The organism is Streptomyces sp. NPDC048185 (assembly GCF_043202495.1).
Lineage (GTDB): Bacteria > Actinomycetota > Actinomycetes > Streptomycetales > Streptomycetaceae > Streptomyces.
The window spans coordinates 1-25,439 of the sequence record NZ_JBIDAN010000016.1; the positions used below are offsets into that span (position 1 = coordinate 1).

General features: G+C 73.9%; 19 protein-coding genes and 1 rRNA gene. 15 read left to right on the forward strand and 5 right to left on the reverse strand.

Translation table 11 applies throughout. From position 1 onward, the window contains the following. Nucleotides 1–83, forward strand: a 5S ribosomal RNA gene (rrf, locus tag ACGF3H_RS33185); the annotation flags it as partial. 1,412 nt (nt 84–1,495) lie between these two features. Next, entirely contained in the window at nt 1,496–2,254 is a 759-nt protein-coding gene (locus ACGF3H_RS33190) for a hypothetical protein (RefSeq protein WP_362500297.1), read from the forward strand. Nucleotides 2,255–2,316: 62 nt separating this feature from the next. Here the strand turns inward: ACGF3H_RS33190 and ACGF3H_RS33195 are convergent, their stop codons facing one another. After that, a complete protein-coding gene (locus ACGF3H_RS33195) occupies nt 2,317–3,609 on the reverse strand; it encodes a DUF1015 domain-containing protein (RefSeq protein ID WP_362500293.1) in 1,293 nt (430 codons plus the stop codon). A 72-nt stretch (nt 3,610–3,681) separates the two neighbouring features. Between ACGF3H_RS33195 and ACGF3H_RS33200 the strand changes: the two genes are divergently transcribed. The 4 genes from ACGF3H_RS33200 to ACGF3H_RS33215 all read left to right on the forward strand — a co-directional run bounded on the left by ACGF3H_RS33200 (nt 3,682) and on the right by ACGF3H_RS33215 (nt 7,794). Continuing rightward, complete coding sequence (locus ACGF3H_RS33200) at nt 3,682–4,713, forward strand: HAD hydrolase-like protein (protein WP_362500292.1); 1,032 nt, start codon at nt 3,682–3,684, stop codon at nt 4,711–4,713. A 119-nt stretch (nt 4,714–4,832) separates the two neighbouring features. After that, a complete protein-coding gene (locus ACGF3H_RS33205) occupies nt 4,833–5,876 on the forward strand; it encodes an iron chelate uptake ABC transporter family permease subunit (RefSeq protein WP_362500291.1) in 1,044 nt (347 codons plus the stop codon). Then, on the forward strand, nt 5,873–6,910 hold the full coding sequence (locus ACGF3H_RS33210; protein ID WP_362500290.1) for an iron chelate uptake ABC transporter family permease subunit: 1,038 nt from the start codon (nt 5,873–5,875) through the stop codon (nt 6,908–6,910). Before ACGF3H_RS33205 ends, ACGF3H_RS33210 begins: the two co-directional genes overlap by 4 nt. Then, nucleotides 6,907–7,794 (forward strand): ABC transporter ATP-binding protein, encoded by an 888-nt coding sequence (locus tag ACGF3H_RS33215; RefSeq protein WP_362500289.1) that lies wholly within the window; start codon nt 6,907–6,909, stop codon nt 7,792–7,794. Before ACGF3H_RS33210 ends, ACGF3H_RS33215 begins: the two co-directional genes overlap by 4 nt. A 17-nt stretch (nt 7,795–7,811) precedes the next feature. Here ACGF3H_RS33215 and ACGF3H_RS33220 read toward each other — a convergent pair whose 3' ends face one another. Continuing rightward, nucleotides 7,812–8,159, reverse strand: coding sequence for an SCP2 sterol-binding domain-containing protein (locus tag ACGF3H_RS33220; RefSeq protein ID WP_362500288.1), 348 nt, complete (start codon nt 8,157–8,159; stop codon nt 7,812–7,814). A gap of 42 nt (nt 8,160–8,201) precedes the next feature. Here ACGF3H_RS33220 and ACGF3H_RS33225 point away from each other — a divergent pair, with 42 nt between their 5' ends. The 6 genes from ACGF3H_RS33225 (at nt 8,202) to ACGF3H_RS33250 (ending at nt 14,734) form a co-directional block, all read left to right on the forward strand. Further along, a complete protein-coding gene (locus ACGF3H_RS33225; RefSeq protein WP_362500287.1) occupies nt 8,202–8,501 on the forward strand; it encodes a hypothetical protein in 300 nt (99 codons plus the stop codon). A gap of 7 nt (nt 8,502–8,508) precedes the next feature. After that, entirely contained in the window at nt 8,509–9,324 is an 816-nt protein-coding gene (locus tag ACGF3H_RS33230) for a hemolysin (protein WP_362500286.1), read from the forward strand. Continuing rightward, a complete protein-coding gene (locus tag ACGF3H_RS33235; RefSeq protein ID WP_362500285.1) occupies nt 9,321–10,226 on the forward strand; it encodes an NAD kinase in 906 nt (301 codons plus the stop codon). The genes ACGF3H_RS33230 and ACGF3H_RS33235 overlap by 4 nt, the downstream gene beginning before the upstream one ends. Nucleotides 10,227–10,390: 164 nt before the next feature. Beyond that, nucleotides 10,391–12,109 carry a DNA repair protein RecN gene (gene recN, locus ACGF3H_RS33240; protein WP_362500296.1) on the forward strand — a complete coding sequence of 573 codons (1,719 nt, stop codon included), beginning with the start codon at nt 10,391–10,393 and terminating at the stop codon, nt 12,107–12,109. Nucleotides 12,110–12,637: 528 nt separating this feature from the next. Beyond that, nucleotides 12,638–13,402, forward strand: a complete 765-nt coding sequence (locus ACGF3H_RS33245) for a hypothetical protein (RefSeq protein ID WP_362500284.1) — start codon at nt 12,638–12,640, stop codon at nt 13,400–13,402. Between the two features lie 183 nt (nt 13,403–13,585). Continuing rightward, nucleotides 13,586–14,734, forward strand: a complete 1,149-nt coding sequence (locus tag ACGF3H_RS33250; protein ID WP_362500283.1) for a glycosyltransferase family 4 protein — start codon at nt 13,586–13,588, stop codon at nt 14,732–14,734. 24 nt (nt 14,735–14,758) lie between these two features. Here ACGF3H_RS33250 and ACGF3H_RS33255 read toward each other — a convergent pair whose 3' ends face one another. The 3 genes from ACGF3H_RS33255 to ACGF3H_RS33265 all read right to left on the reverse strand — a co-directional run bounded on the left by ACGF3H_RS33255 (nt 14,759) and on the right by ACGF3H_RS33265 (nt 19,771). Then, nucleotides 14,759–16,429, reverse strand: a complete 1,671-nt coding sequence (locus ACGF3H_RS33255; RefSeq protein WP_362500282.1) for a PucR family transcriptional regulator — start codon at nt 16,427–16,429, stop codon at nt 14,759–14,761. A gap of 78 nt (nt 16,430–16,507) precedes the next feature. Then, nucleotides 16,508–17,890 (reverse strand): FAD-binding oxidoreductase, encoded by a 1,383-nt coding sequence (locus tag ACGF3H_RS33260; RefSeq protein WP_362500281.1) that lies wholly within the window; start codon nt 17,888–17,890, stop codon nt 16,508–16,510. A 78-nt stretch (nt 17,891–17,968) separates the two neighbouring features. After that, complete coding sequence (locus ACGF3H_RS33265) at nt 17,969–19,771, reverse strand: glycoside hydrolase family 15 protein (RefSeq protein WP_362500295.1); 1,803 nt, start codon at nt 19,769–19,771, stop codon at nt 17,969–17,971. 531 nt (nt 19,772–20,302) lie between these two features. On the opposite strand from ACGF3H_RS33265, the gene ACGF3H_RS33270 reads away from it, so the two are divergent. The 3 genes from ACGF3H_RS33270 to ACGF3H_RS33280 all read left to right on the forward strand — a co-directional run bounded on the left by ACGF3H_RS33270 (nt 20,303) and on the right by ACGF3H_RS33280 (nt 25,412). Beyond that, nucleotides 20,303–21,970 carry a CTP synthase gene (locus ACGF3H_RS33270; protein WP_362500280.1) on the forward strand — a complete coding sequence of 556 codons (1,668 nt, stop codon included), beginning with the start codon at nt 20,303–20,305 and terminating at the stop codon, nt 21,968–21,970. Between the two features lie 82 nt (nt 21,971–22,052). Continuing rightward, nucleotides 22,053–22,688 carry an NUDIX hydrolase gene (locus tag ACGF3H_RS33275; RefSeq protein WP_362500279.1) on the forward strand — a complete coding sequence of 212 codons (636 nt, stop codon included), beginning with the start codon at nt 22,053–22,055 and terminating at the stop codon, nt 22,686–22,688. A gap of 696 nt (nt 22,689–23,384) precedes the next feature. Beyond that, nucleotides 23,385–25,412, forward strand: a complete 2,028-nt coding sequence (locus tag ACGF3H_RS33280) for a tetratricopeptide repeat protein (RefSeq protein WP_362500278.1) — start codon at nt 23,385–23,387, stop codon at nt 25,410–25,412. Nucleotides 25,413–25,439 lie beyond the last annotated feature (27 nt).

Here is a 25,439-nt window from a genome sequence, read left to right on the forward strand (position 1 = left end):
ACATTCCGAACCCGGAAGCTAAGCCTTACAGCGCCGATGGTACTGCAGGGGGGACCCTGTGGGAGAGTAGGACGCCGCCGAACAATCTTTGGGAAGGACCCCTGGTCCCCAGCGTTCAGCTGGGACCAGGGGTCCTTTCGTTTTTCCAGGGCGCACCGGGTACCCGGCGCGTGAGAATGACTTGCAGTACCGAAGACAGGAGTCACCGATGTCCACCAACTCTCCCGACGATCGACCGGAGCGCGACCAGCGGCGACGGGACAGTGGGGACCGCGGTGAACGCGGTGGTCAGCGCGGGGACCGTGGCGGCTTCCGTCGCGACGACCGCGGTGGCTACGGCCGTCGTGAGGGCGGCGACCGCGACCGTGGCGGTTTCCGTCGTGACGACCGTCGTGACGACCGCGGTGACCGTGGCGGTTTCCGCCGTGACGACAATCGTGGTGGCGGGTACGGGCAGCGAGATGACCGTGGTCCGCGCCGCGACGACCGTGGCGACCGTCCGTCCTTCCGGCGTGATGACCGCGGTGACCGTCCCTCCTTCCGCCGTGACGAGCGGCGCGACGACCGCGGTGGCTTCGGCCGGCGTGACGACCGGCGTACCGATGACCGCGGGGACCGCGGTGGTTTCCGGCGCGATGACCGCCGTGACGACCGCGGTGACCGCGGTGGCTTCCGCCGTGACGACAATCGTGGTGGCGGGTACGGGCAGCGAGATGACCGTGGTCCGCGCCGCGACGATCGTGGCGACCGTCCGTCCTTCCGGCGTGATGACCGCGGTGACCGTCCCTCCTTCCGCCGCGATGACCGCGGCGACCGTCCGTCCTTCCGGCGTGATGACCGCGGTGACCGTCCCTCCTTCCGCCGCGATGACCGCGGCGACCGTCCGTCCTTCCGGCGCGACGAGCGGCGTGATGACCGCGGCGACCGTGGTGATCGTCCGTCGTTCCGGCGTGACGACCGCGGCGACCGTCCGTCCTTCCGCCGCGATGACCGCGGCGACCGCGGTGGCTTCCGCCGCGATGACCGTGGCGACCGTCCGTCCTTCCGGCGCGACGAGCGGCGTGATGACCGCGGGGATCGCGGTGATCGTCCGTCGTTCCGGCGTGATGACCGCGGCGACCGTGGTGACCGTCCGTCCTTCCGCCGCGACGACCGCGGCGACCGTGGTGACCGTCCGTCCTTCCGCCGCGATGACCGCGGCGACCGTGGCGACCGTCCCTCCTTCCGCCGTGACGAGCGGCGCGACGACCGGGGCGACCGCGGTGGCTTCCGTCGGGACGACAGCCGGGGCGACCGCGGTGGCTTCGGGCGGCGGGACGACAGCCGCGGGGGCGACCGTGGCGGGTTCCGGGGCCGGGACGACCGTGGCGGACGCGGACCGCGTCGCGACGACCGTGGTGGACGGCCGGGCGGCTTCCGTGGGCGCGACGACCGGCAGGGCGGCGGTGGCCGCTTCCGCGAGGAGCGGGACCGCGACCGGGAGCCGATCAAGCGGCTGCCGATCCCGGACGACGTCACCGGCGAGGAGATCGACAAGGACGTACGGCAGGAGCTGCAGAGCCTGCCCAAGACGCTCGCGGACGACGTCGCCAGGAACCTGGTGATGGTGGCCAGGCTCCTCGACGAGGACCCCGAGGCCGCGTACGGCTACTCCAAGGTGGCGCTGCGACTGGCGTCCCGTGTGGCCGCCGTGCGCGAGGCGGGCGGTTTCGCCGCGTACGCCAACCAGAAGTACGGCGAGGCGCTGGCCGAGTTCCGGGCCGCCCGGCGGATGACCGGCTCCGTGGAGCTGTGGCCGGTCATGGCCGACTGCGAGCGCGGCCTCGGCCGGCCGGAGAAGGCGCTGGACATGGCCGGTGCTCCCGAGGTGCAGAAGCTGGACAAGGCCGGGCAGGTCGAGATGCGGCTCGTGGCGGCCGGCGCCCGGCGCGACATGGGGCAGCTGGACGCGGCCATCGTGACGCTGCAGAGCCCCGAGCTGGCCTCCAACTCCGTACAGCCGTGGACCGCGCGGCTGCGGTACGCCTACGCCGACGCGCTGCTGGCCGCCGGCCGGGAGCGGGAGGCGCGGGAGTGGTTCGCCAAGGCCGTGGAGTCCGACCGGGACGGCAGCACGGACGCCTCCGACCGCCTCGCCGAGCTGGACGGGGTGGAGTTCATGGACGCCCTTGACGAAGGCGGGCACGAGGACGACGCACCGCGCGAGAGCGGCGGCGACGACGTAGTGGACGCCGAGGACGGCGACAAGGACTGACGTCCGTGCAGCACGACGAAGGGGCGGGGCCGGTACACGGTCCCGCCCCTTCGTCGTACCGGTCACAGATCCAGCGCGCGCAGCACCAGGCCCGAGGCCGGCTTCGGGCCGAAGGACGTCGACTTGCGGGGCATGGTGACGCCCTGCCGGGCCAGGTCGCGGACGACCTCCTCGCGCACGGGATGCATCAGCACGGCCGTGCCCCGGTCGCGTTCCGCCTTCTCGACCGTGGCCGCCGTGTCGTGGATGTAGGAGATGTGCGCCGCGGAGTCCTCGGGGATGTGCCAGACATGGGCGAGGAGCGTGGCGTGCAGCACGGTGGCGTCCAGGGTGCGCCAGGCCTCGGGGAAGCCGGTCGGTACCGTGCGGGCCAGCAGGCCGCTGTCCGGGCGGTCGACGAGGTGGAAGGCGCCGTCGCCGGCGAGCAGGAACGCGTTGCCGGCGTCGGCCGCCCGGCCCAGGGCGTCCAGGGCCTGGGCCAGGGACGTCTCCAGGCGCCGGACGCGGAAGCGGCCGTCCAGGGCCGCCACCGCGTCGCTCACCGGGAGGCCGTGCAGCAGGCGGTGGATGGCGCGGACCCGGAGCGGATAGCGGGCCGTGTCGACCAGGAGGACGAGGCCGTGGTCCCAGGGGCTGGGGGAGGGGTGCTCCGCACGGAGCACCCGGTAGGTCGCCCAGCGGTGGTGGCCGTCGGCGATCAGGGCCTGGTGCTGCGCGAGCTCGGTACGGACGCGGGCCACGTCGTCCGGGTCGGTGACCGACCACAGACGGTGGCAGAACCCGTCCTCCGTGGTCGTCGACAGGAGCGGTGGCTGTTCGGCGGTGCGTTCCACGACGGTGGTCGTCGCGGCCGTCGCGCCGTTGCCGCGGTAGGTCAGCAGGAGCGGCTCGAGATTGGCCGACGTGGCCCGCATCAGCGCCGCGCGGTCGGCGACGATGTGCGGCATGACGTCCTCGTGCGGCAGTACCACCCGGTCCGACGGTTCGGACACCCGCAGGGCGCCGATGAGGCCGCGTTGCAGCAGGCCGGCGCCGTCGCGCTGCTCGTACACGTACAGGCCCGGTTCCGCGTCGGCGGCGAGGACGCCCTCGGACCGCCAGCGGCGCAGCGTGTCCGCGGCCTGCCGGTTGCGGGCTTCCGGGGTGGTGGCCTGGGGCAGGATCAGGCGGACGATGTTGTACGGGTCGGCGGACTCGAGGTGGAGCAGCCCGTCGGGTCGGACCACGACGTCGTACGGAGGGGACGTCACGGCGGCCAGGCTGCCGACCCGGTCGGGGTCGTAGCGGAGGCCTCGGAACGGGGTGAGTTCCAGGCCCCGGCGCGCCGTTGCATCCGGGTGACCGGCAGTATCCATCCCGGCATCGTACGACTGTCGGTGGCATGGGGGATGATCGGGGGAAAGGCGTCTGATGAGGAGCGATGTGCAATGAGCCGGAGCGTCAGGACGAGGCCCGACGGCAGTGGGCGGGGCCTGAGCGAGGCATACGACACGGCGCTGCTGGACCTGGACGGCGTGGTCTACGCCGGGGGGAACGCCATCGCGCACGCGGTGGAGTCCCTCGCGACGGCCAGGTCGGGCGGGATGCACCTGGCGTACGTCACGAACAACGCGCTCCGGACCCCCGACGCGGTCGCCGCGCACCTGACCGAGCTGGGCATACCGACGGACGCGGACGACGTCATCACCTCGGCGCAGGCGGTGGCGCGGCTGATCGCCGAGCAGGTGCCGTCGGGCTCGCGGGTGCTGGTGATCGGCGGGGAGGGACTGCGCGTCGCGCTGCGCGAGCGCGGGCTCGTGCCCGTCGAGTCGGCGGAGGACGACCCGGCGGCCGTGGTGCAGGGCTTCGGCGGGCCCGAGCTGCCGTGGGGGCGTTTCGCGGAGGCGTGCTACGCGATCGCGCGGGGCGTGCCGTGGTACGCCTCCAACACCGACCTGACGATCCCGGGCGCCCGGGGCATCGCGCCGGGCAACGGCGCGGCGGTCGAGGTCGTGCGGATCGCCACCGGGGCCGATCCGCAGGTCGCGGGGAAGCCGTTGCCCCCCATGCACCGGGAGACGATCCTGAGGACCGGCGCCGAGCGGCCCCTGGTGGTCGGGGACCGGCTGGACACGGACATCGAGGGCGCGTTCAACGGGGACGTCGACTCGCTGCTCGTCCTGACCGGGGTGACCGACGGCGCCCAGTTGCTGGCCGCGCCCCCGCAGCACCGGCCGACCTACGTCGACGCGGATCTGCGCGGGCTGCTCACGGGGCAGCCGGAGGTCACCGGAGACGAGGGCGGCGGGTTCCGCTGCGGCGGCTGGACGGCGGCCGCGGGTGACGAGCGGCTGGAGCTGGAGGGCGACGGCGAGGCGCTGGACGGGCTGCGCGCGCTGTGCGCGGCGGCCTGGACGGCGGGCGGGGAGAGCGCGTGCGCGCTGGACACGGACAAGGCGCTGGCGCGGCTGGGGTTGTGAGCGGGACGGCGGCCGGGGTCGGGCGCCGGCGGAGGGGAAGGAGCCCCGGTCCGGTGGGCGGTGCCCGGGCGGCGTCCCGGGGATCGTGATCGATTGGGAGGGTAGGCTAACCTAACTGCGTGTTGGTCGACAGTCCCCCCGAACAGCGCGCGGAGACCGCTCCCGCGCCTCCGAAGCGTCGTGCGCTCCGTGCCGTCGGGTTGCCCGTCTCCGCGGCGATCCTGGTGCTGATCGCGATGGCGAGCATCGCGGTCGGCGCGAAGGACCTGTCGCTGGCTCAGGTCTGGCACGGCCTGTTCCACGACTCGGGTACCTACGGCGACGTCGTGGTGAGCGAGCGTCTGTCGCGGACCGTGCTCGGTCTGCTGGCGGGTGCCGCGCTCGGCCTCGCCGGGGCCGTGCTCCAGGCGCTCACCCGCAATCCGCTGGCCGACCCCGGCCTGCTCGGCATCAACGCGGGCGCCTCGGCGGCCGTCGTCACGGCCATCACCTTCTTCGGCGTCAGCTCGCTGGGCGGTTACGTCTGGTTCGCCTTCGCCGGTGCGGCGGGGGTCGGCGCGCTGGTCTGGTTCCTGGGCGGCAGCCGCGGGGCGACGCCGGTGCGGCTGGTGCTCGCCGGCACCGCGATCAGCGCCGCCCTCTTCGGTTATCTCCAGGCCGTCATGATCATGGATGACGCGGCGCTGGGCCGGATGCGGTTCTGGACGGTCGGTTCGCTGTCCTCGGCGACGACCGGGACCATCAGGGAAGTGCTGCCGTTCTTCGTGACCGGCACGGTCCTCGCGCTCGCGCTGGCCAAGCCGCTCAACGCCATGGAGATGGGCGACGACACCGCCAGGGCCCTCGGCGCCCACCTGAACCGCACGCGGGCGCTGTCCATGCTCGCCGCCACCGTGCTGTGCGGGGCCGCGACCGCGGCCTGCGGGCCGATCGTGTTCGTCGGCCTGATGGTCCCGCACATCGTGCGCTCCTTCACCGGGCCCGACATGCGCTGGATCATGCCGTACGCCGCGATCCTGTCGCCCGTGCTGCTGCTCGGCGCGGACGTCCTCGGCCGGATCGTCGCACGGCCCTCGGAACTCCAGGTCGGCATCGTCACCGCGATCCTCGGCGGACCGGTCTTCATCTTTCTCGTACGACGGCGGAGGACGGCCCAGCTGTGAAGACGCATCGTGCTGTACGGAGTCCGGGTGGGCTCTCGCTGCGCCTCGACGTCCGGGCCCTGGTCGTCGTGGCCCTGCTGGTGGTCGTCGCGCTCGCCGCGAGCGTGCTGCTGATCGGCACCGGCGACTTCGCGATGTCCGCCGGGGACGTGCTGAGGACCCTGGCCGGCGACGGAAATCCCAGCCAGGAGTTCATCGTCAACGAACTGCGGCTGCCGCGGGTCCTGGTCGGGCTGCTGGTCGGTGCCGCGCTCGGGCTGGGCGGCGCGCTGTTCCAGGCCATCTCGCGCAATCCGCTGGGCAGTCCGGACGTGCTCGGCCTCGGCCAGGGGGCGACGGCCGGCGCGCTCGTGATGATCGTGCTGTTCTCGGGGACCGCGACCCAGGTCACCCTCGGCGCGCTCGCGGGCGGCCTGGTGACCGGCATCGGCATCTATGTGCTCGCCTGGAAGCGGGGGGTGCACGGCTATCGACTGGTCCTGGTCGGTATCGGCATGTCCGCGATCGTCACGGCGGTCAACGGATATCTGATGACCCGGGCCGACATCGTCGACGCCGCCCGTGCCGTCGTCTGGATGACCGGATCCCTCGACGGCCGTGACTGGGCCCAGGTGTGGCCCCTGCTGACCCTGTGCGCGGTGCTCGTGCCGCTCGTCCTCGCCAACGGCCGGGCGCTCAGGCTGATGGAGATGGGCGACGACGTCTCGTACGCGCTCGGCGTGCGCGTCGAACGCGTGCGGATGCTGCTGATGGTGGCCGCCGTGCTGCTCACCGCCGCCGCGACGGCCGCCGCCGGGCCGGTGAGCTTCGTCGCGCTCACCGCGCCGCAGCTCGCCCGGCGCCTGACCCGCTCGCCCGGCCCCAACCTGCTGCCGTCGCTGTGCATGGGCGCCGCCCTGCTGGTCGGGGCCGACTGGGTCTCGCAGCGGGCCTTCGGGGCCGACCAGCTGCCCGTGGGCGTGGTCACCGGCATCCTCGGCGGCGTCTACCTGCTGTGGCTGCTGGTCACCGAGCGCAAGGCGGGCCGGATATGAGCGCCGGTGCCGCCGCGGCCGGCGGGCTGAACAACCAAAGGAGCATCGTGAACCGTCTGTCCGCCGAGAACGTCACCCTCGCCTACGACCAGCGGGTCATCGCCGAACAGCTGTCGGTGGAGATACCCGACAACTCCTTCACGGTGATCGTCGGCCCCAACGCCTGTGGCAAGTCGACCCTGCTGCGCGCCCTGTCGCGGATGCTGAAGCCCACCCGGGGCCGGGTCCTGCTCGACGGTTCGGTCATCCAGTCGATGCCCGCCAAGCAGGTCGCGCGGACCCTCGGCCTGCTGCCGCAGTCGTCCATCGCGCCCGACGGCATCACCGTCGGCGACCTGGTCGGCCGGGGCCGCTACCCGCACCAGGGCCTGCTGCGCCAGTGGTCGGCCGAGGACGAGCGGGTCGTCCAGGAGTCGATGGCCCAGACCGGCATCGCCGAACTCGCCGACCGCTACGTCGACGAACTCTCCGGCGGCCAGCGCCAGCGCGTGTGGATCGCCATGGCGCTCGCCCAGCAGACCCCCCTGCTGCTGCTCGACGAGCCGACGACGTACCTGGACATCCAGCACCAGATCGACGTCCTGGACCTGTGCGCGGAGCTCCACGAGACGCAGGGCCGCACCCTGGTGGCGGTCCTGCACGACCTCAACCACGCCGCCCGGTACGCGACCCACCTCATCGCCCTGCGCGGGGGGAAGGTCATCGCGGAGGGCGCGCCGAACGACATCGTCACGGCCGAACTGGTCGAGGAGGTCTTCGGACTGCGCTGCCAGATCATCGACGACCCGGAGACCGGCACGCCACTGGTGGTGCCGGCCGCGCGCAAGGCACGCGCCACCGGAGCCGTCGAGCGCGAGAAGGTGTCGGCGACCAAAGCCTCCTGAGGGCGGCTGCAGAGCGGCTACAGGAGCTTCCTGAGACGGAACAGGTCGCGCAGCCCCGCCTCCAGCCTCACCCGGCCGGAGCCCCAGGCCTTGGCGAAGTTCAGCTCGCCGTCGACCAGGGCCACCAGGTCGTCGCCGGTCATCGCCAGCCTGATCTCGGCCTTCTCGCGGGGCGGTCCGTCGAGGGTCTCGCGCACGTCGATCCGGCCGTCCGCCATGCGGCCAGCGAAGGTGACGTCCAGGTCGGTGATGTGGCAGCTCACCGAGCGGTCCAGCGCGGTCGCCGACCGCACGTCCCCTTCGGCGCCGCGCATGTTGTCCGAGAGCTTGTCGAGTGCGGCACGGCACTCCTCAGTCGTCGCCATCGGGACAGACCGTACCGCAGCGGTTCGCGGTAGCGTCGGGGCATGAGCGACGCAGTACCGCAGGCCGGGGGCCAGGAGCCGGAGGCCGGGGCGGGGCCCCACGAGGCGCACGACGAGTACGCCCCCGCCGGCCCCGCCCCCCTCGGCGTCCCCCGCACGCCCACCGGCGACGCCGGGGTGGACGCCGGACTGCGGCGCCTGGCCGACGCCGACCACCTCGCCACGGACGGGCACGTCGAGGTGTACGAGGATGTACACAGGGGGCTGCGCGACGCGCTCACCGCGCTCGACGCCCGCCCGGGACCTCCGGCGCCCCCATCCCCGTACGACCGCAGGAGCTGAACCGAACGTGGCAGGAGTCGCACGCCGCCGTCTCGACGCGGAGCTGGTCCGCCGCAAGCTGGCGCGCTCGCGCGAGCACGCCAGCCAGCTGATCGCCGCCGGCCGGGTCTCCGTCGGCAAGACCGTCGCGACCAAGCCCGCCACCCAGGTGGAGACCGCCGCGGCCATCGTCGTCACCCAGGACGACAGCGACCCCGACTACGTCTCGCGCGGCGGCCACAAGCTCGCCGGCGCTCTGTCGGCGTTCGTGCCGCAGGGCCTCGTCGTCGGGGGACGGCGCGCGCTCGACGCCGGCGCCTCCACCGGCGGCTTCACCGACGTCCTGCTGCGGGCGGGCGCCGCACACGTCGTCGCCGTGGACGTCGGATACGGACAACTCGCGTGGTCCCTCCAGCAGGATGAACGCGTCACCGTCAAGGACCGTACGAACGTGCGTGAGTTGACGCTGGACGCGATCGATGGGGAGCCCGTGGACCTGGTCGTGGGGGATCTGTCCTTCATCCCGCTCGGACTGGTGCTGCCCGCCCTGGTGCGGTGCACGCGGCCGGACGCCGACCTGGTGATGATGGTGAAGCCGCAGTTCGAGGTGGGCAAGGAGCGGCTGGGCAGCGGGGGAGTGGTACGCAGTGCGCAGCTGCGGGCCGAGGCCGTGCGGGGCGTCGCCCGCAGGGCCTGGGACCTGGGGCTCGGTGTGAAGGGGGTCACCGCCAGTCCGCTGCCCGGTCCCTCCGGGAACGTCGAGTACTTTCTGTGGCTGCGGGCCGGGGCCGGCGAACTGGACCCGGCCGACGTTGACCGTGCAGTGGCGGAGGGGCCGCGTTGACACAGAACCGAGCTCGTACTGTTTTCCTGCTCGCCCACACCGGGCGGCCCGCGGCCGTCCGCAGCGCCGAGCTCGTGGTCAAGGGGCTGCTGCTGGCCGGCATCGGTGTGCGGGTCCTGGAGGCCGAGGCGCGCGACCTGCCGCTGTCGGACGAGGTGGAGCTGGTCGGCGAGGCCACCCCGCAGTGCCTCGACGGGTGCGAGCTGCTCATCGTGCTGGGCGGTGACGGGACGCTGCTGCGCGGCGCCGAGTTCGCCCGCGCCTCCGGGGTGCCGATGCTCGGCGTCAACCTCGGCCGGGTCGGGTTCCTGGCCGAGGCCGAGCGGGACGACCTCGACAAGGTCGTCGACCGGGTCGTGAGCCGGGCGTACGAGGTCGAGGAGCGCATGACGGTCGACGTCGTCGTGCACCGCAACGGCGACATCGTGCACACCGACTGGGCGCTGAACGAGGCAGCCGTGCAGAAGGCCGGCGCCGAGAAGCTGCTCGAGGTCGTGCTGGAGATCGACGGGCGGCCGGTGACCGGGTTCGGCTGCGACGGCATCGTGCTGTCGACGCCGACCGGGTCGACGGCGTACGCCTTCTCGGCCGGGGGGCCGGTGGTGTGGCCCGAGGTCGAGGCGCTCCTGATGGTGCCGATCAGCGCGCACGCGCTGTTCGCGAAGCCGCTGGTGACCTCGCCGGACTCGGTGCTCGCGGTGGAGGTGCTGCCGCACATCCCGCCGGGCGTGCTGTGGTGCGACGGGCGGCGGACGGTGGAGCTGCCGCCCGGGGCGCGGGTGGAGGTCCGGCGGGGAGCGGTGCCCGTGCGGCTGGCCCGGCTGCACCACGCGTCGTTCACGGACCGGCTGGTGGCGAAGTTCGCGCTGCCCGTCTCCGGGTGGCGGGGCGCGCCGCACTAGCGGCCACGAAGGGGTGGTTCTGCCGGGCCCCCGGCCGCGGGCCGTCCGCGGCCGGTCGCGCAGCTCCCCGCGCCCCGAGGGCGGTGTCCCGCCCCGCGCGGCGAGGGCGGGCCGGTCGCACTCGACGCCTCGGACCTCGTAAGGTCGTGTCCGTGCTTGAGGAGATGCGGATACGGTCACTCGGGGTCATCGACGACGCCGTTGTCGAGCTGTCGCCCGGGTTCACCGCTGTCACCGGTGAGACGGGTGCGGGCAAGACCATGGTGGTCACCAGTCTCGGGCTGCTCCTGGGCGGGCGCGCGGACGCGGCGCTGGTGCGGATCGGGGCGAAGAACGCCGTCGTCGAGGGGCGGATCGCCGTGCCCGGTGACGCCGCGGCGGCCGTGCGGGCCGAGGAGGCCGGTGCCGAGCTGGACGACGGGGCCCTGCTGATCAGCCGTACCGTCTCCGCCGAGGGGCGTTCGCGGGCGCACCTGGGCGGGCGGTCCGTGCCCGTGGGGATGCTCGCCGAGCTCGCCGACGAGCTGGTGGCCGTGCACGGGCAGACCGACCAGCAGGGGCTGCTGAAACAGTCCCGGCAGCGGCAGGCGCTGGACCGGTACGCCGGTGACGCGGTCGCCGGGCCGCTCGCCAAGTACGCCGCGGCCTACCGTCGGCTGCGCGCCGTCGCGTCGGAGCTGGACGAGATCACCACGCGGGCGCGTGAGCGCGCCCAGGAGGCCGATCTGCTGCGCTACGGCCTCGACGAGGTGGCGGCCGTCGAGCCGCGCGCCGGCGAGGACGTGGAGCTGGCCGAGGAGGCCGAGCGGCTCGGGCACGCCGAGGCCCTGGCATCGGCCGCGACGGCCGCCCACGCCGCGCTGGCCGGCAACCCGGAGGACCCCGAGGGCGTGGACGCGGCGACGCTCGTCGCGGGCGCGCAGCGGGCCCTGGACGCCGTGCGGTCGCACGACCCGGCGCTGGCCGCGCTCGCCGAGCGGATCGGCGAGGTCGGGATCCTGCTGCGGGACGTGGCCGGGGAGCTGGCGGGATACGCCGACGACCTGGACGCCGACCCGCTGCGGCTGGCGGCGGTCGAGGAACGGCGGGCCGCGCTCACCGCACTGACCAGGAAGTACGGCGAGGACGTCACGGCCGTGCTGACCTGGGCCGAGCAGAGCGCCGCGCGGCTGACCGAGCTGGACGGCGACGACGAGCGGATCGGCGAGCTGACCGTCGAGCGGGACGCGCTGCGGGCGGAACTGGGCGGACTGGCGCAGGCGCTGACCGACGCGCGCACGGAGGCCGCCGACCGGTTCGCCGCCGCGGTGACCGCCGAGCTGGCCTCGCTCGCCATGCCCCACGCGCGCGTGTCGTTCGCCGTCCGGCAGACCGAGGACCCCGAAGGCGTGGAGGTCGGCGGACGTACGGTCGCGTACGGGCCGTCGGGCGCCGACGAGGTGGAGCTCCTGCTCGCCCCGCACCCGGGCGCGCCGCCGCGGCCCATCGCCAAGGGGGCCTCCGGCGGTGAGCTGTCGCGGGTGATGCTGGCCGTGGAGGTCGTGTTCGCGGGGACCGACCCGGTGCCGACGTACCTCTTCGACGAGGTCGACGCCGGGGTCGGCGGCAAGGCGGCCGTGGAGATCGGGCGGCGCCTGGCGCGGCTCGCGAAGACCGCGCAGGTCGTCGTGGTCACCCATCTTCCGCAGGTGGCCGCGTTCGCCGACCGGCAGCTGCTGGTGGAGAAGACGAACGACGGCTCGGTGACCCGCTCCGGGGTGAAGGTCCTGGAGGGCGAGGAGCGGATCCGGGAGCTGTCCCGGATGCTCGCGGGCCAGGAGGACTCGGAGACGGCCCGCGCCCACGCGGAGGAACTGCTCGCGACGGCCAGGGACGACGACTAGGGACGCGGACCGGCGAAGCCCGGTGCGATGGGCGCCACCGCGGTAGCCGGGACCGCCCGCCGCGGCGACCGCCGCAGTGCCTCCCGCTCCCGCGGGGGTGCTGGGGGAGCGGACGCCGTGTCGGCGGGTTGTGGGGCGTGGGTGGCCGTCGGGCGCGCGTGCTTCGCGGGTTGTCGGGCGCGTGCTAGCGGGCGTGCGTTTTCGCGGGTGCCGCGGGTGCCGCGGATGCGGGCGTCGTGTCGGCGGGTTGTCGGGTTGTCGGGCGGAGCAGCCGTCGGGCGCGCGTGCTTCGTGGGTTGTCGGGTGCGTGCTGTCGTGCGTGTGTTTCAGCAGGCGTGCCGTAGGCGTCGGTGCCATGGCGGCGGGTTGTCGGGCGGAGTGGTCTCCGGGGTGCGGGATGCTCCCAGGGGATGCCGCGCGGGCGGTGGTGCGAGCGCGGTGTCAGGCGGGGCGGCGCTTCCGCGGGGCGTTCGGTGCCTGCCGGGGTGAGCCGGAAATGTCCGGCTCCGGGTCCCGTAGGGTGGCCGGATGATCAAGCGCAGCCGCCGGACCGGTGCCTCCTTCGCCCTCGCCGCCGTCCTGGCCCGGACCGGCTCGGCCGTGCTGCGGGTCACGGCTCCGGGCGGCCGGGACCGCTGGGAGCGCGGGAACCACGCCGGCCGGAGCGTCGGGCTGTACGCCGGGCCCGCGTCCGCCGTGGCGGTGGCGGTCGGGGCGGGGCGGGTGCGGCCCGCCGCCGGGTTCGCCGTGCTGGCCGCCGGGGTCTGCGGGGCCTACGACGACGTGGCGGGGGCCCGGGACCCCCGGCGTGGGTTCCGGGCACACCTGGCGGCGCTGCGGGACGGCGAGGTCACCAGCGGTGCGGTGAAGCTGTTCGGCATCTGCGGTGCCGGGCTCGTCGCGGGCGCCGTGATGAAGGAACGCCCGCTGGACAAGGTGCTCGCGGGTGTGGTCATCGCCGGCGCCGCGCACCTGGTCAACCTCGTGGACGTACGCCCCGGCAGGGCCGCGGCGGTGGTCCTCGCGCTCGGGGCGCCGGGGCTGCGGAAGCAGGGGCCCGGAGGAGAGACGGCCGCCGCCGCGATGGGAGCCGCCGCGGCCGTGCTTCCCGGCGACGTCGCCGAGCGGACGATGCTCGGCGACACCGGCGCGCACGCGCTGGGCGCGGCCCTGGGCGCCGCCGTCGTGGAGGGAAACGGCAGGGCGGGCCTCGCCGTTCACGCCGTCGCGCTGGTGACCGCGGCGATGTGCGGGGACCGGGTGAGCGCGCTGGCACGTCACTCGTGTGAGTGAACTGGTCCTGTTCCGTTGCCCCGTGGTCGCGTGCGCGCGGCGATCGTCGTTCCCGGAACACCCGTACGTGCTGGCATCCTTGACGGAGTGACGCGCAGGAGACCGTGCGACGCGCACCGGCCGCACCATCCTTCTGTACGTTCTTCGTGACCGTCCCCCGCCGAACCAGGAGTCCCGGTCCACGTGACCCCCGTGAGCAGCCACTCACCGCTCGGCCAGGCGCCGCTGCGCACCGTGCAGGTGCTGGGCGGAGGCAACGCCGGCAGCAGCGCGCATGTGCGCTCGCTGGCCGCGGGGCTCGTCGCACGGGGCGTGAAGGTCACGGTGTGCGCCCCCGCCGATGCGGAACGCACCTACGACTTCACCGGCACCGGCGCCGACCACGTGCACGTGCCCCGCAGCAGCGACCCCGTCTCCGTGGCGGCGCTGCGGGCGGTGTGCGGCGACGCCGACCTGGTGCACGCGCACGGGCTGCACGCCTCCGTCCGCGCCGCGCTGGCCCTCGGCGGGCGTCGGATCCGTACCCCGCTCGTCGTCACCTGGCACGACCGGGCCCACGCCGAAGGGGCACGCGCCCATCTGCTGCGGGTACTGGAACGGCGGGTGATGCGGGCCGCCACCGTGGTGCTCGGCGCCACGTCGGACCTGGTCGACCGGGCTCGGCTGACCGGCGCCCGGGACGCGCGCCTCGGTCCGGTCGCGCTCCCGGGCCGTCCCGGCCGGACCGCCGGACAGGAGGACCCCGACCGGTCGCGTCCGAAGATCCGGGCGGAACTCGGGGCCGTCGGCCGCCCGTTGCTGATCGCGGTCGGCTCCCTCGAACCGTACCGGGGCTACGACGTCCTGCTCGACGCCGCGCGCGCGTGGCGCCGTCTCGACCCCGTGCCCCTGGTCGTCGTCGCCGGGGAGGGCCCGCTGCGCGGGGAGTTGCAGCGGCGGATCGAGGACGAGGGACTGCCGGTGGTGCTCATCGGCCGCCGCGACGACGTCACCGACCTGCTGGCGGCGGCCGACCTCGCGCTGCTGCCGAACCACCGCGGGGCGGGACGCTCCGTGCTCGCCCAGGAGGCCCTGCACGCGCGGCTGCCGCTCGTCGCCGGCGACACCCGCGGCATCCCCGAACTCGTCGGCGACGCCGCCGAACTCGTCCCGCCGGGGGACGCCGGGGCACTCGCCGAAGCCGTCGTCGGGCTGCTCGGCGACGCCGCGCGCCGGGAGGAGCTGCGCGACCGGGGCCTGCGGCAGGCGGCCACCTGGCCGACCGAGGACGAGACGGTCGCCCAGGTCCTCAGCGTCTACGACGAGCTGACGCAGCCCGCGCCGCTGCGCTAGACGGTGTCCGCGCGTGTCCCTCCCTCAGGGCACGTGCCGGCGCGCCCGCAGTGCCAGGCTCAACGCCAGTACGGTCTGCGGGTCGTCGAGGTCCGTGCCCAGCAACTCGCCGATCCGCGCCAGCCGGTTGTAGAGCGTCTGCCGGTTCAGGTGGAGTTCGCGCGCCGTCTCCGCCTTGCGGCCCGCGTGCGCCAAGTACGTCTGCAGCGTGGGCAGCAGAGGCGGCTTGGAACGGTTGTCGTGGTCCTGGAGGGGGCCGATCGCCCGGCCGACGAACGCCGCCAGGTCCGGATGGTCGCGCAGCCGCCACAGCAGCAGGTCGATGTCGAGGCGCCGGGCGTCGTACCACGGCCGGTCGTCGAGTCCCTGGGCCGCGGTCGCCGTCTCCGCCGCGTGCCGCAGACCGGCCGACGCCGCCGCCCAGCCGCCGGCCACCCCGACGACCACGACCGGCGGGTGCGCTCCCGGGCGCTGCATCCCGGCCCGCTCGACGCCGGCCCGCAGTGCCGCCGCGACCCGGTCGGCGACCGCGGCCCGCTCCGACTCCGCGCGCAGGCCCAGCAGGAGCGGCACCCGCCCCTCCACCGGCCGCACGCCCAGCAGCACCGGCACCCCGACCGACGCCAGCTCCTCGGCGACCGCGCGGGCCAGTACCGCCCAGCCGCCGCCGGCGGGGGCGAGGGTGTCGCCGAGCCGCATCACCACCGGCAGCAGCGGGCTGCCACCCGGCTTGAAGCCGAGGACGCGGGCCTGCGCCGGGGCGTCCTCCGCCGTGATCCGGCCCTCGGCGAGGTCGGTGAGGAAGTCGCCGCGTCCGCGCGCCGCCAGCTCCTCCTCCTGCCGTGCCTGCATCAGCACCACGGCGAGGATGCCGGCCGCCCGCTCCGCCGCCATCCGGTGCACCGGCGCCAGCGGGGACCGCACGGGCAGCAGGACCAGCCGGGCACGCACCGACCCGGCGCCGGGGCCGCCGCCGGGCACGTCCACCAGGACCGAGCCCGCCGGGGGCGGGGTCTCCTTGTGCTGGCCCCGCAGCCCCTCCCACACCTGGAGCGGATCGGCGCCCTCGGGTCCGGAACCGGCGGCGTACAGCAGGCGGCCGTCGGGCGTCTCCAGGAAGACCGGGTTGTCGCCGAACTCGGCCAGGATGCCGAGCACCTGGGGCACCCCGCCGCCGCTCAACAGGGCCTCGGTGCAGCGGCGGTGCACCTCCTCGGCCCGCTGGAGCAGCGCGTAGTGGCCGTTGACGATCTCGGTGTGGATCTCCTCGGTGACCGTCACGAACGGCACCTCGCGGTGCAGCTGGACCAGCGGCAGCCCGGCCGCGCGGGCGGTGTCCACCAGGGTCGCGGGCAGCCGGGCGAAGCGCGGGCCCAGTTCCACGACCAGGGCCGCGATGCCGCGCTCGGCGAGCGTGCGGACGAACGCCCGCTGCTCCCCGGGCCGGGTGCCGAGGCCGTAGCCCGTGGTCAGCAGGAGCTCGCCGCCCTTGAGGAGGGAGGCGATGTTGGGCACCTCACCGGCGTGCACCCAGCGCACCGTGCGGTGCAGGCGGTCGGCGCCGGCCAGGACCTCGGGCAGGCCGCTGCGCAGCCCGGGGAGTTCCAGGGCGCGCTGCACGGTGATGCCGGCCCCCCGTGGTCCGTACCCGCCGTCCCTGAAGCCGTCGCCGCTGTTGACTTTGCCGCTGTCCATGAGCCGGACGCTACCCGCGGGGGACGCTGCCGGGCACATCGCGCCGGGGCGCCACGCGCCGGTGCGTCATGAGGTGCGTCATGCGGGGCGGATGTTGTGGTTGAACCGGAACACGTTGTCCGGGTCGTACCGCCGCTTCAGCTCCGCGAGCCTGCGGGTGTTCTCGCTGCCCAGCCCGGCCACGACGCGGTCCGCGCCCTCGTCACCGATGAAGTTGAGGTACACCGCCCCGGTGCTCCACGGCCGGACGTCGGCGCGGACGTCCCGCACCCACTGGACGCCGCGTTCGTCGTCGGCCGGGTCCTCCCACACCCCGAAGGGGTGCACCGCCCACGGGGCGTCCCGGTAGGGCACCGGGTACTCGGGGGGCCCGGCGGCGATCGCGCCGCCCTGCGGGAACAGGGCGTGCTGAGTGCCGCTCGGCACGGGCATGGAGGCCGCGCGGGCGCAGTACGCGTCCACGGCCTCGTCGGGGAGCCCCGTCAGGTACTCGGCCGACCAGTAGTTCCGCAGCCCGGGCGGATCGTCGATCATGCACTGCAGGTCGGCGTAGGGGATCGCGCCGACGACCTCCGCCTCGTGCGGCAGCGCCAGCAGCGGCTCGGCGAGCTCGCGCAGGTCCGCCTCCGGGCCGGCGTAGGTGAGGAGCACCCCGCACAGCATGGTGCCCACCAGGTGCGGTGGCACGAACTCCGCGGGCGGGCCGGTGAGGTATATGACGCCGCCGCCCGCCGCGTCGGGACCCGACGCGATGACGTCGCGGTACGTCCGCACCACCTCACCGCCGGACTCGGGCGGGTACAGCAGCAGGGCCACGGAGAACTCCGGCAGCTCGTGCACTTTCAGGGTGAGCGCGGTCGCGACGCCGAAGTTGCCGCCGCCGCCGTGCAGTCCCCAGAAGAGGTCGGGGTTCTCGCTGCTGTCGGCCCGGACCGTTCGGGCGTCGGCGGTGACCAGTTCCACGCCGAGCAGATTGTCCACGGCCAGTCCGCACCAGCGGTCCAGCCAGCCGGTGCCGCCGCCCAGCACGAAACCGCCGACGCCGGTGGTGGAGACGCGACCGCCGGTGGTGGCGAGGCCGTAGGGCTGGGTGCCGCGGTCGAGATGGCTCATCGTGGCCCCGCCGCCCACCCGGACCGCCCCGGCCGCGGGGTGGACCGTCACCTCGTTCATCAGACGCAGGTCGATCACCAGGCCGCCGTCGTTGAGGGCCTGTCCGGACACGCTGTGACCGCCGCCGCGTACCGCGATGGGCAGGTCCAGCTCTCTGCCGAAGCGCACGGCGCGCACCACGTCGTCCTCGTGCGCGCACCGCGCGATCACGGCGGGCCGCCGGTCGATCATCACGTTGTGGACGGTCCGGGCCTCGTCGTAACCCGGGTCACCGGGGACGAACACCTCGCCGGTGAGTTCTCCGCGCAGCGCGGCCGTCGCCGCGTCCGCCGTCGAGAGGGAAGTCATGGCCGCCCCCTTCCGGAAAGGGGTTGGAGTTTGTCTCCAGCCTAGGCGGGTACGGCCACGTCTTCCTCCCGAGTGTCCTCAGCCCCCGTACGCCCCGCTCGCCGTCAGGCGCAGCGCCGTGTCGATCAGGGGCACGTGGCTGAACGCCTGGGGGAAGTTGCCGACCTGGCGCTGGAGGCGCGGGTCCCACTCCTCGGCGAGCAGGCCCAGGTCGTTGCGCAGGGACAGCAGCTTCTCGAAGAGCTTGCGCGCCTCGTCGACCCGCCCGATCATCGCCAGGTCGTCGGCCATCCAGAACGAGCAGGCGAGGAAGGCCCCTTCGTCACCGGGCAGGCCGTCGACACCCTCGTCCTTGCCGTCCGTCGGGTAGCGCAGGATGAAACCGTCCGACGTGGACAGCTCCCGCTGGATGGCCTCGATGGTGCCGATGACCCGCTTGTCGTCCGGCGGCAGGAAGCCCATCTGCGGGATCAGCAGCAGCGAGGCGTCCAGCTCCTGGGAGCCGTAGGACTGCGTGAAGGTGTTGCGCTCCTTGTCGTAGCCCTTCTCGCAGACGTCCCGGTGGATGTCGTCGCGCAGCTGCTTCCAGCGCTCCAGCGGGCCGTCCGCGTCCCCGGACTCGATCAGCTTGATGGTGCGGTCGACGGCGACCCAGGCCATCACCTTGGAGTGCACGAAGTGGCGGCGCGGGCCGCGCACCTCCCAGATGCCCTCGTCCGGCTCCTGCCAGTGGTCCTCCAGGTACCGGATCAGCTTCAGCTGGAGCACCGAGGCGTAGTCGTTGCGGGCGAGGCCGGTCATGTGGGCCAGGTGCAGGGCCTCGGTGACCTCGCCGTACACGTCCAGCTGGAGCTGGTGGGCCGCGCCGTTGCCGACCCGGACCGGCGTGGAGCCCTCGTAGCCCGGCAGCCAGTCCAGCTCCGCCTCGCCGAGCTCGCGCTCGCCCGCGATGCCGTACATGATCTGCAGGTTCTCCGGGTCGCCGGCGACCGCGCGCAGCAGCCACTCGCGCCAGGCGCGGGCCTCCTCGCGGTAGCCGGTGCGCAGCAGCGAGGACAGGGTGATCGCCGCGTCCCGCAGCCAGGTGTAGCGGTAGTCCCAGTTGCGGACGCCGCCGATCTCCTCCGGCAGGGAGGTGGTCGGAGCGGCCACGATGCCGCCGGTGGGGGCGTACGTCAGCGCCTTCAGCGTGATCAGGGAGCGGACCACGGCCTCGCGGTAGGGACCGTGGTACGTACAGTGCTCGACCCACTCGCGCCAGAAGTCCTCCGTCGCCACCAGCGACTGCTCGGGCTCCGGCAGCGCCGGCGGCTCCTTGTGCGAGGGCTCCCAGGAGATGGTGAACGCGATCCGGTCACCCGGAGCGACCGTGAAGTCCGCGTACGTGGTGAGCGCCTTGCCGTAGGTCTCGGCCTCCGTGTCGAACCACACGGAGTCGGGGCCCGCGACGGCCACCGTGCGCCCCTCGTGCTTGTGCACCCACGGCACGACCCGGCCGTAGCTGAAGCGCATCCGCAGCTCCGAACGCATCGGCACCCGGCCGGACACGCCCTCCACGATCCGGATGAGCTGCGGGGCGCCGTCACGCGGCGGCATGAAATCGGTCACCCGGACCGTGCCGCGGGGGGTGTCCCACTCGGATTCGAGGATGAGCGAGTCGCCGCGGTAGCCGCGCCGGGCGGCGGTCGGCGGCTCGGCGCCGGGCGCGTAGGCGGGCCCGAGCCGCCAGAAGCCGTGTTCCCCGGTGCCCAGCAGACCGGCGAAGATGGCATGCGAGTCGAAGCGGGGCAGGCACAGCCAGTCGACTGTGCCGTCCCGGCAGACCAGGGCAGCGGTCTGCATGTCTCCGATGAGTGCGTAGTCTTCGATGCGCCCGGCCACGTGCAACTCCAGTCGAACGGCCACGTCACCCCGCGTGGGGGCGGTCGCTAGTGCGGTCAAGGGGGGTGTCATGCGTTGTTGAGCCATGAAGCAAAGCAGCCGTCCGGCCGTGAAGCCAAACGCTGTGCCGCAAAGGACAATTGTTGCTCAACGCACTGACGAGCTCTCGTTGTTTCCGGTGCCGACGGGCGTGGGGTGGTGCCGTGTCGCCGGGCGGGCTCGGCAGCGAACGTCCGAGCAGGATACGACGCACGTAGATGATCTGTGTGCCCCTCCGGGCAACGCGGGTCCGCCGAACGAGTGACCACCGGGTGAGAATCCGGTGAGCCGCGCGCGTCCGTGTCCGGGTGTGCGCGGAGCGTGGCCGGAAGCCTTCGCTCTCCGGCGCTGATACGCTGGTAGCCCGTGGACCGGTGGGAGACAAACCCCGGAACCGCAGCGACGGCGCCGCCGACGACAACCCGGGACGACCGGGCCGTACGACGGACGCACCGCACCCCAGACCGCGACCACGGGAGCCCCCTCTTGGCCATGCCGCCCACTGTTTTTCGAAACAGCACAGCCTCGACGACCAAGCACATCTTCGTCACCGGGGGTGTCGCCTCCTCGCTCGGCAAGGGGCTGACGGCCTCCAGCCTCGGCATGCTGCTCAAGGCCCGCGGTCTGCGCGTCGTGATGCAGAAGCTCGACCCGTACCTCAATGTCGACCCTGGCACGATGAACCCCTTCCAGCACGGTGAGGTCTTCGTCACCAACGACGGCGCCGAGACCGACCTGGACATCGGACACTACGAGCGCTTCCTCGACCGAGACCTGGACGGCTCCGCCAATGTCACTACAGGCCAGGTCTACTCGACGGTGATCGCCAAGGAGCGGCGCGGCGAGTACCTGGGCGACACGGTGCAGGTCATCCCGCACATCACCAACGAGATCAAGCACCGCATCCGCCGCATGGCGACGGACGAGGTGGACGTCGTGATCACCGAGGTCGGCGGCACGGTCGGCGACATCGAGTCGCTGCCGTTCCTGGAGACCGTCCGCCAGGTCCGCCACGAGGTCGGCCGCGACAACGTCTTCGTGGTCCACATCTCGCTGCTGCCGTACATCGGCCCCTCGGGCGAGCTGAAGACCAAGCCGACCCAGCACTCGGTCGCGGCGCTGCGCAACATCGGTATCCAGCCGGACGCCATCGTGCTGCGCTGCGACCGCGAGGTGCCGACCGCGATCAAGCGCAAGATCTCCCTGATGTGCGACGTCGACGAGGCGGCCGTGGTGGCCTGCCCCGACGCCCGCTCGATCTACGACATCCCCAAGGTGGTCCACACCGAGGGCCTGGACGCCTACGTCGTCCGCAAGCTGGACCTTCCGTTCCGCGACGTGGACTGGACGACCTGGGACGACCTGCTCGACCGCGTCCACAACCCCGAGCACGAGATCGTCATGGCCCTGGTCGGCAAGTACATCGACCTGCCCGACGCCTACCTCTCGGTCACCGAGGCGCTGCGTGCGGGCGGCTTCGCCAACCGGGCCCGGGTGAAGATCAAGTGGGTCACGTCCGACGACTGCAAGACCCCGGCCGGCGCCGAGGCGCAGCTCGGTGACGTGGACGCGATCTGCATCCCGGGCGGCTTCGGCGAGCGCGGCGTGAACGGCAAGGTCGGCGCGATCAAGTACGCCCGCGAGAACAAGGTCCCGCTGCTCGGTCTCTGCCTGGGCCTGCAGTGCATCGTGGTCGAGGCCGCGCGCAACCTGGCGGACATCGCGGACGCCAACTCCACCGAGTTCGACCCCGCCACCGCCCACCCGGTCATCTCCACGATGGCCGAGCAGATGGACATCGTGGCCGGCGAGGGCGACCTGGGCGGCACGATGCGGCTCGGCATGTACCCGGCCAAGCTGGCCGAGGGTTCCATCGCGCGCGAGGTGTACGACGGCAAGGAGTACGTCGAGGAGCGGCACCGTCACCGCTACGAGGTGAACAACGCCTACCGCGCGGAGCTGGAGAAGAAGGCCGGCATCGTCTTCTCGGGCACCTCCCCGGACGGCAAGCTCGTCGAGTACGTCGAGTACCCGCGCGAGGTCCACCCCTACCTGGTCGCCACGCAGGCGCACCCGGAGCTGCGCTCGCGCCCGACCCGCCCGCACCCGCTGTTCGCCGGGCTGGTCAAGGCCGCGGTCGAGCGGAAGACGTCGAAGTAGCACACCAGTTGTACGGTGGCCGGGACGCGTCCATTCAACGGACGCGTCCCGGCCTCTTCGCGTACGTCTGGAAGGACAGGGCATGACGGGCACGACCATCAAGGACACCCCCGAGGAGTGGGAGGTCCGGGCGACGGAGACCCCCTTCCGGGGCAAGAAGACCTCCGTCCGCACGGACGAGGTGGTCATGCCCGACGGCTCCGTCGCGAGCCGTGACTACCAGGTCCACCCCGGCTCGGTGGCCGTCCTCGCCCTGGACGACGAGGGCCGGGTGCTGGTCATCCGCCAGTACCGGCACCCGGTGCGCGAGAAGCTCTGGGAGATCCCGGCCGGACTGCTCGACGTGCCCGGCGAGAACCCCCTGCACGCCGCCCGGCGCGAGCTGTACGAGGAGGCGCACGTCAAGGCCGAGGACTGGCGGGTGCTGACCGACGTCTACACCACCCCGGGCGGCTGCGACGAGGCCGTGCGGATCTTCCTCGCGCGGGACCTGTCCGAGGCCGACGGCGAGCGCTTCGAGGTCGAGGACGAAGAGGCCGACATGGAGCTGGAGCGGGTGCCCGTCGCGGACCTGGTCCGGGGCGTGCTCGCCGGCGACCTGCACAACAACTGCCTCGTCGTGGGCGTGCTCTCACTGGTCGCGGCGGAGCACGGCGACGGGCTGGACGCCCTGCGCCCGGCCGAGGCGCCGTGGCCGGCCCGCCCCTTCGAGTCCTGAGGCCGCCCTCCGACCCGCACAACGCCTCCGGCGCCGGGACAGTGCGAGACCCACGCCCCGGGCCGCGCCGGGCTTCCGCGTCCCGGGCCGCGCCGGAGTTGTGCCGTCGAGGGCGCCCCGGGCCTGCGTGCCCTCGGGCCGTGCCGGGCTTCCGCGCCCCGGCCGCACCGGGCTGCGTGCCTCGGTTTCGCCGTCCGGGCCGCACCGGGCTACGTGCTCCCGGGCCGCCCCGGGCCTGCGTGCCCCGGCCGCACCGGGCCTCCGCGCACCGGGCCGCACCGGGCTCGGCCGTCCGGGCCACACCGGCCTGCGCCCCCCGGGCCGCACGTCGTTCCGCCGTCCGGGCCACATCGGGCTACGTACCCCCGAGCCGCAACGGGCTCCGTCTCCCCGCCGCGCCGGGCTTCGCGCCGGGGCCGTGCCTGCGGCGTGAGCCCGACCAGGGACGTCCGCCCCTCCGCTCCCCGGCGGGCCGGGTCGGGCCCGTGCGGATGGCATCCCGTACCCGGCCGGTACGTGCCCGGCCCCCGCACGTCCGTGACCCGGCCCCTGCGGTGTGACCATCGGTTGATCCGATCGGGGGATGCGCCCGTCGCGCTCCGCACGGTCCGTAGCACAGCGTGAACTAGGCTCGGTGAACGCCCGAACCGGAGTTCCGGCGGGCGCCGGCGTGCGGTGGGATCGGGAGTGTGGCCCGTGACGGATCAGGCGGTGGACACGGACGGCGTGGGGCTGTCGGGCGGCCCTGCCGAGGAGACTCGGTTCCTGGGCCGCACCCGCGAGCTGAAACAGCTGCGCGCCGACATCGAGCGCGCCGGGCTCGACACCATCTCCGGCCGCAAGGCCCCCCGCGCACGGGTGCTGCTCATCGCGGGCCGGCCCGGCTCCGGCCGCACCGCGCTCGCCGAGGAGCTCGCCGCCCAGGTCGCCGACCGCTACCCCGACGGGGTGCTGCGGGTCCGGCTGAGCGAACCGGACGGCCGGCGCGTGCCCGTCGGGCGGCTCGCCCGCGACCTGCTCACCGAGCTGGACCGCGCCGTCCCGCCCGGCGCCCACGAGGACGACCTCACCGCCGCCCTGCGCGAGGCGCTCGCCGGCCGCCGGGTCCTGCTGCTGCTCGACGACGCGGCCGACGCCGAGCAGGTCGACGCGCTGCTCCCGGACGCCCCGGACTGCCTGGCCGTCGCCGTCTCCGAGGGCCCGCTGACCGGCCTCGCGGACGTCCGCCCGTGCACGCTGGGGGGCCTGGACACCAAGTCCGCCGTGGAGCTGCTGTCCCGGTTCACGGGCTCGGTGCGCATCACGGTCGACCCCCGGGCCGCCGAGCAGCTGGCCGAGGTCTGCCAGGCGCAGCCCGCCGCCCTCACCCTGGCCGGCGGCTGGCTCGCCGCCCGCCCCAAGGCGGCCGTCGCCGACCTCGCCAGGCAGGTGCACGCCGAGGACGACCAGGGGACCCCGCTCAGCCGCGTCTTCCGCCTCGCCTACGCGTCGCTGCCCGGCTCCGCCGCCCGGACCCTGCGCCTGCTCTCCCTCGCCCCGGCCGGCCTGGTCGACCCGCACACCGCGTCCGCTCTCGCCGGCTGCTCCGTGGGCGACGCGCGCACCACCCTGGACGGATTCGTCGCCCTCGGCCTGCTGCACCCGGTCGGCTCGGCGTTGCCGCAGTACGAGGTCCCCGGCTGCCTGCACCCCCTGCTGGAGGCCCTCGCCGCGCGGCACGACCGGCCCGCCGAGCTCCAGCTGGCCCGCGCCCGGATGCTGGAGCGGACGGTGCGGCTGCTGCAGTCGTGCCGGGCCATCACCGAGACCGACAGCGACCGGGCCCGCGAGAAGCTCGACGGCATGCCGCGGGCCCTGCGCTTCCCCACCCCGAGGGCCGCCGCCGACTGGCTGCGCGTCCGCCGGCCCGCCCTGCTGGCCGCGGCCCGCCTCGCGGTCGCCGACGGGGAGCTGGACACCCTCGCCCGCAGGCTGATGTCCCAGCTGGTGCGAGCCATGGTGGCCCACTTCGGCACCCACGCGGCGGCGCCCGACCTCTACGACGTCCACCGGCTCGTCCTGGACGTGGCCGAGCGCCAGGACCTGCCCAGGGAGAAGGCGGCCGCCCTGCTGAACCTGGGCGACCTGGACGCCCGCACCGGCCGTACCGCCGATGCGCTGGCGCGCTACCGGGCCGCGCTGGACGCCGGACGCGCGGCGGACGACCCGTACGCGACCGGCCGTGCGATGGAATCCGTAGGCGGCGCCCACCTGGAGCTCGGGGACTACGACCGGGCCGCCGACTGGTTCGGCCGGGCCCTCGCCCAGCGGCTCGCCCGGGACGAGCGCGCCGACGCCGCCCGGATCTACGGCCGCATCGCCACCGCCCACACCTACGCCGGCCGCTACGGCGAGGCGGTGCGCTCCTGGCGCGCGGCGGTCGCCGGGTACCGCAGGACCGGCGATCTCCCGGCGCACGCGCGGGCGTTGAGCGAGCTGGCCCGGGTCCAGGAGTACGCCGGGCGGCCCGAGGAGTCGCTGCGCACCTGCCAGGAGGCCGTCGAGTGGGCGAGCCGGGCGGAGGACGACCGGCTGCAGGCCGCCCTGCACCTCAGGCTCGCCGACACGCTCGACCACCTCGGCGACCCCACGGCGGCCGCCCTGCACCGGAGCACCGCCGAGCGTATGTTGAGGGAAGAAGCCGATGATGCCTGCGAAATCCGCAGCACATCCGATGAAGATTGATGCTTTGAAAGGCTAGACACCGGGAAC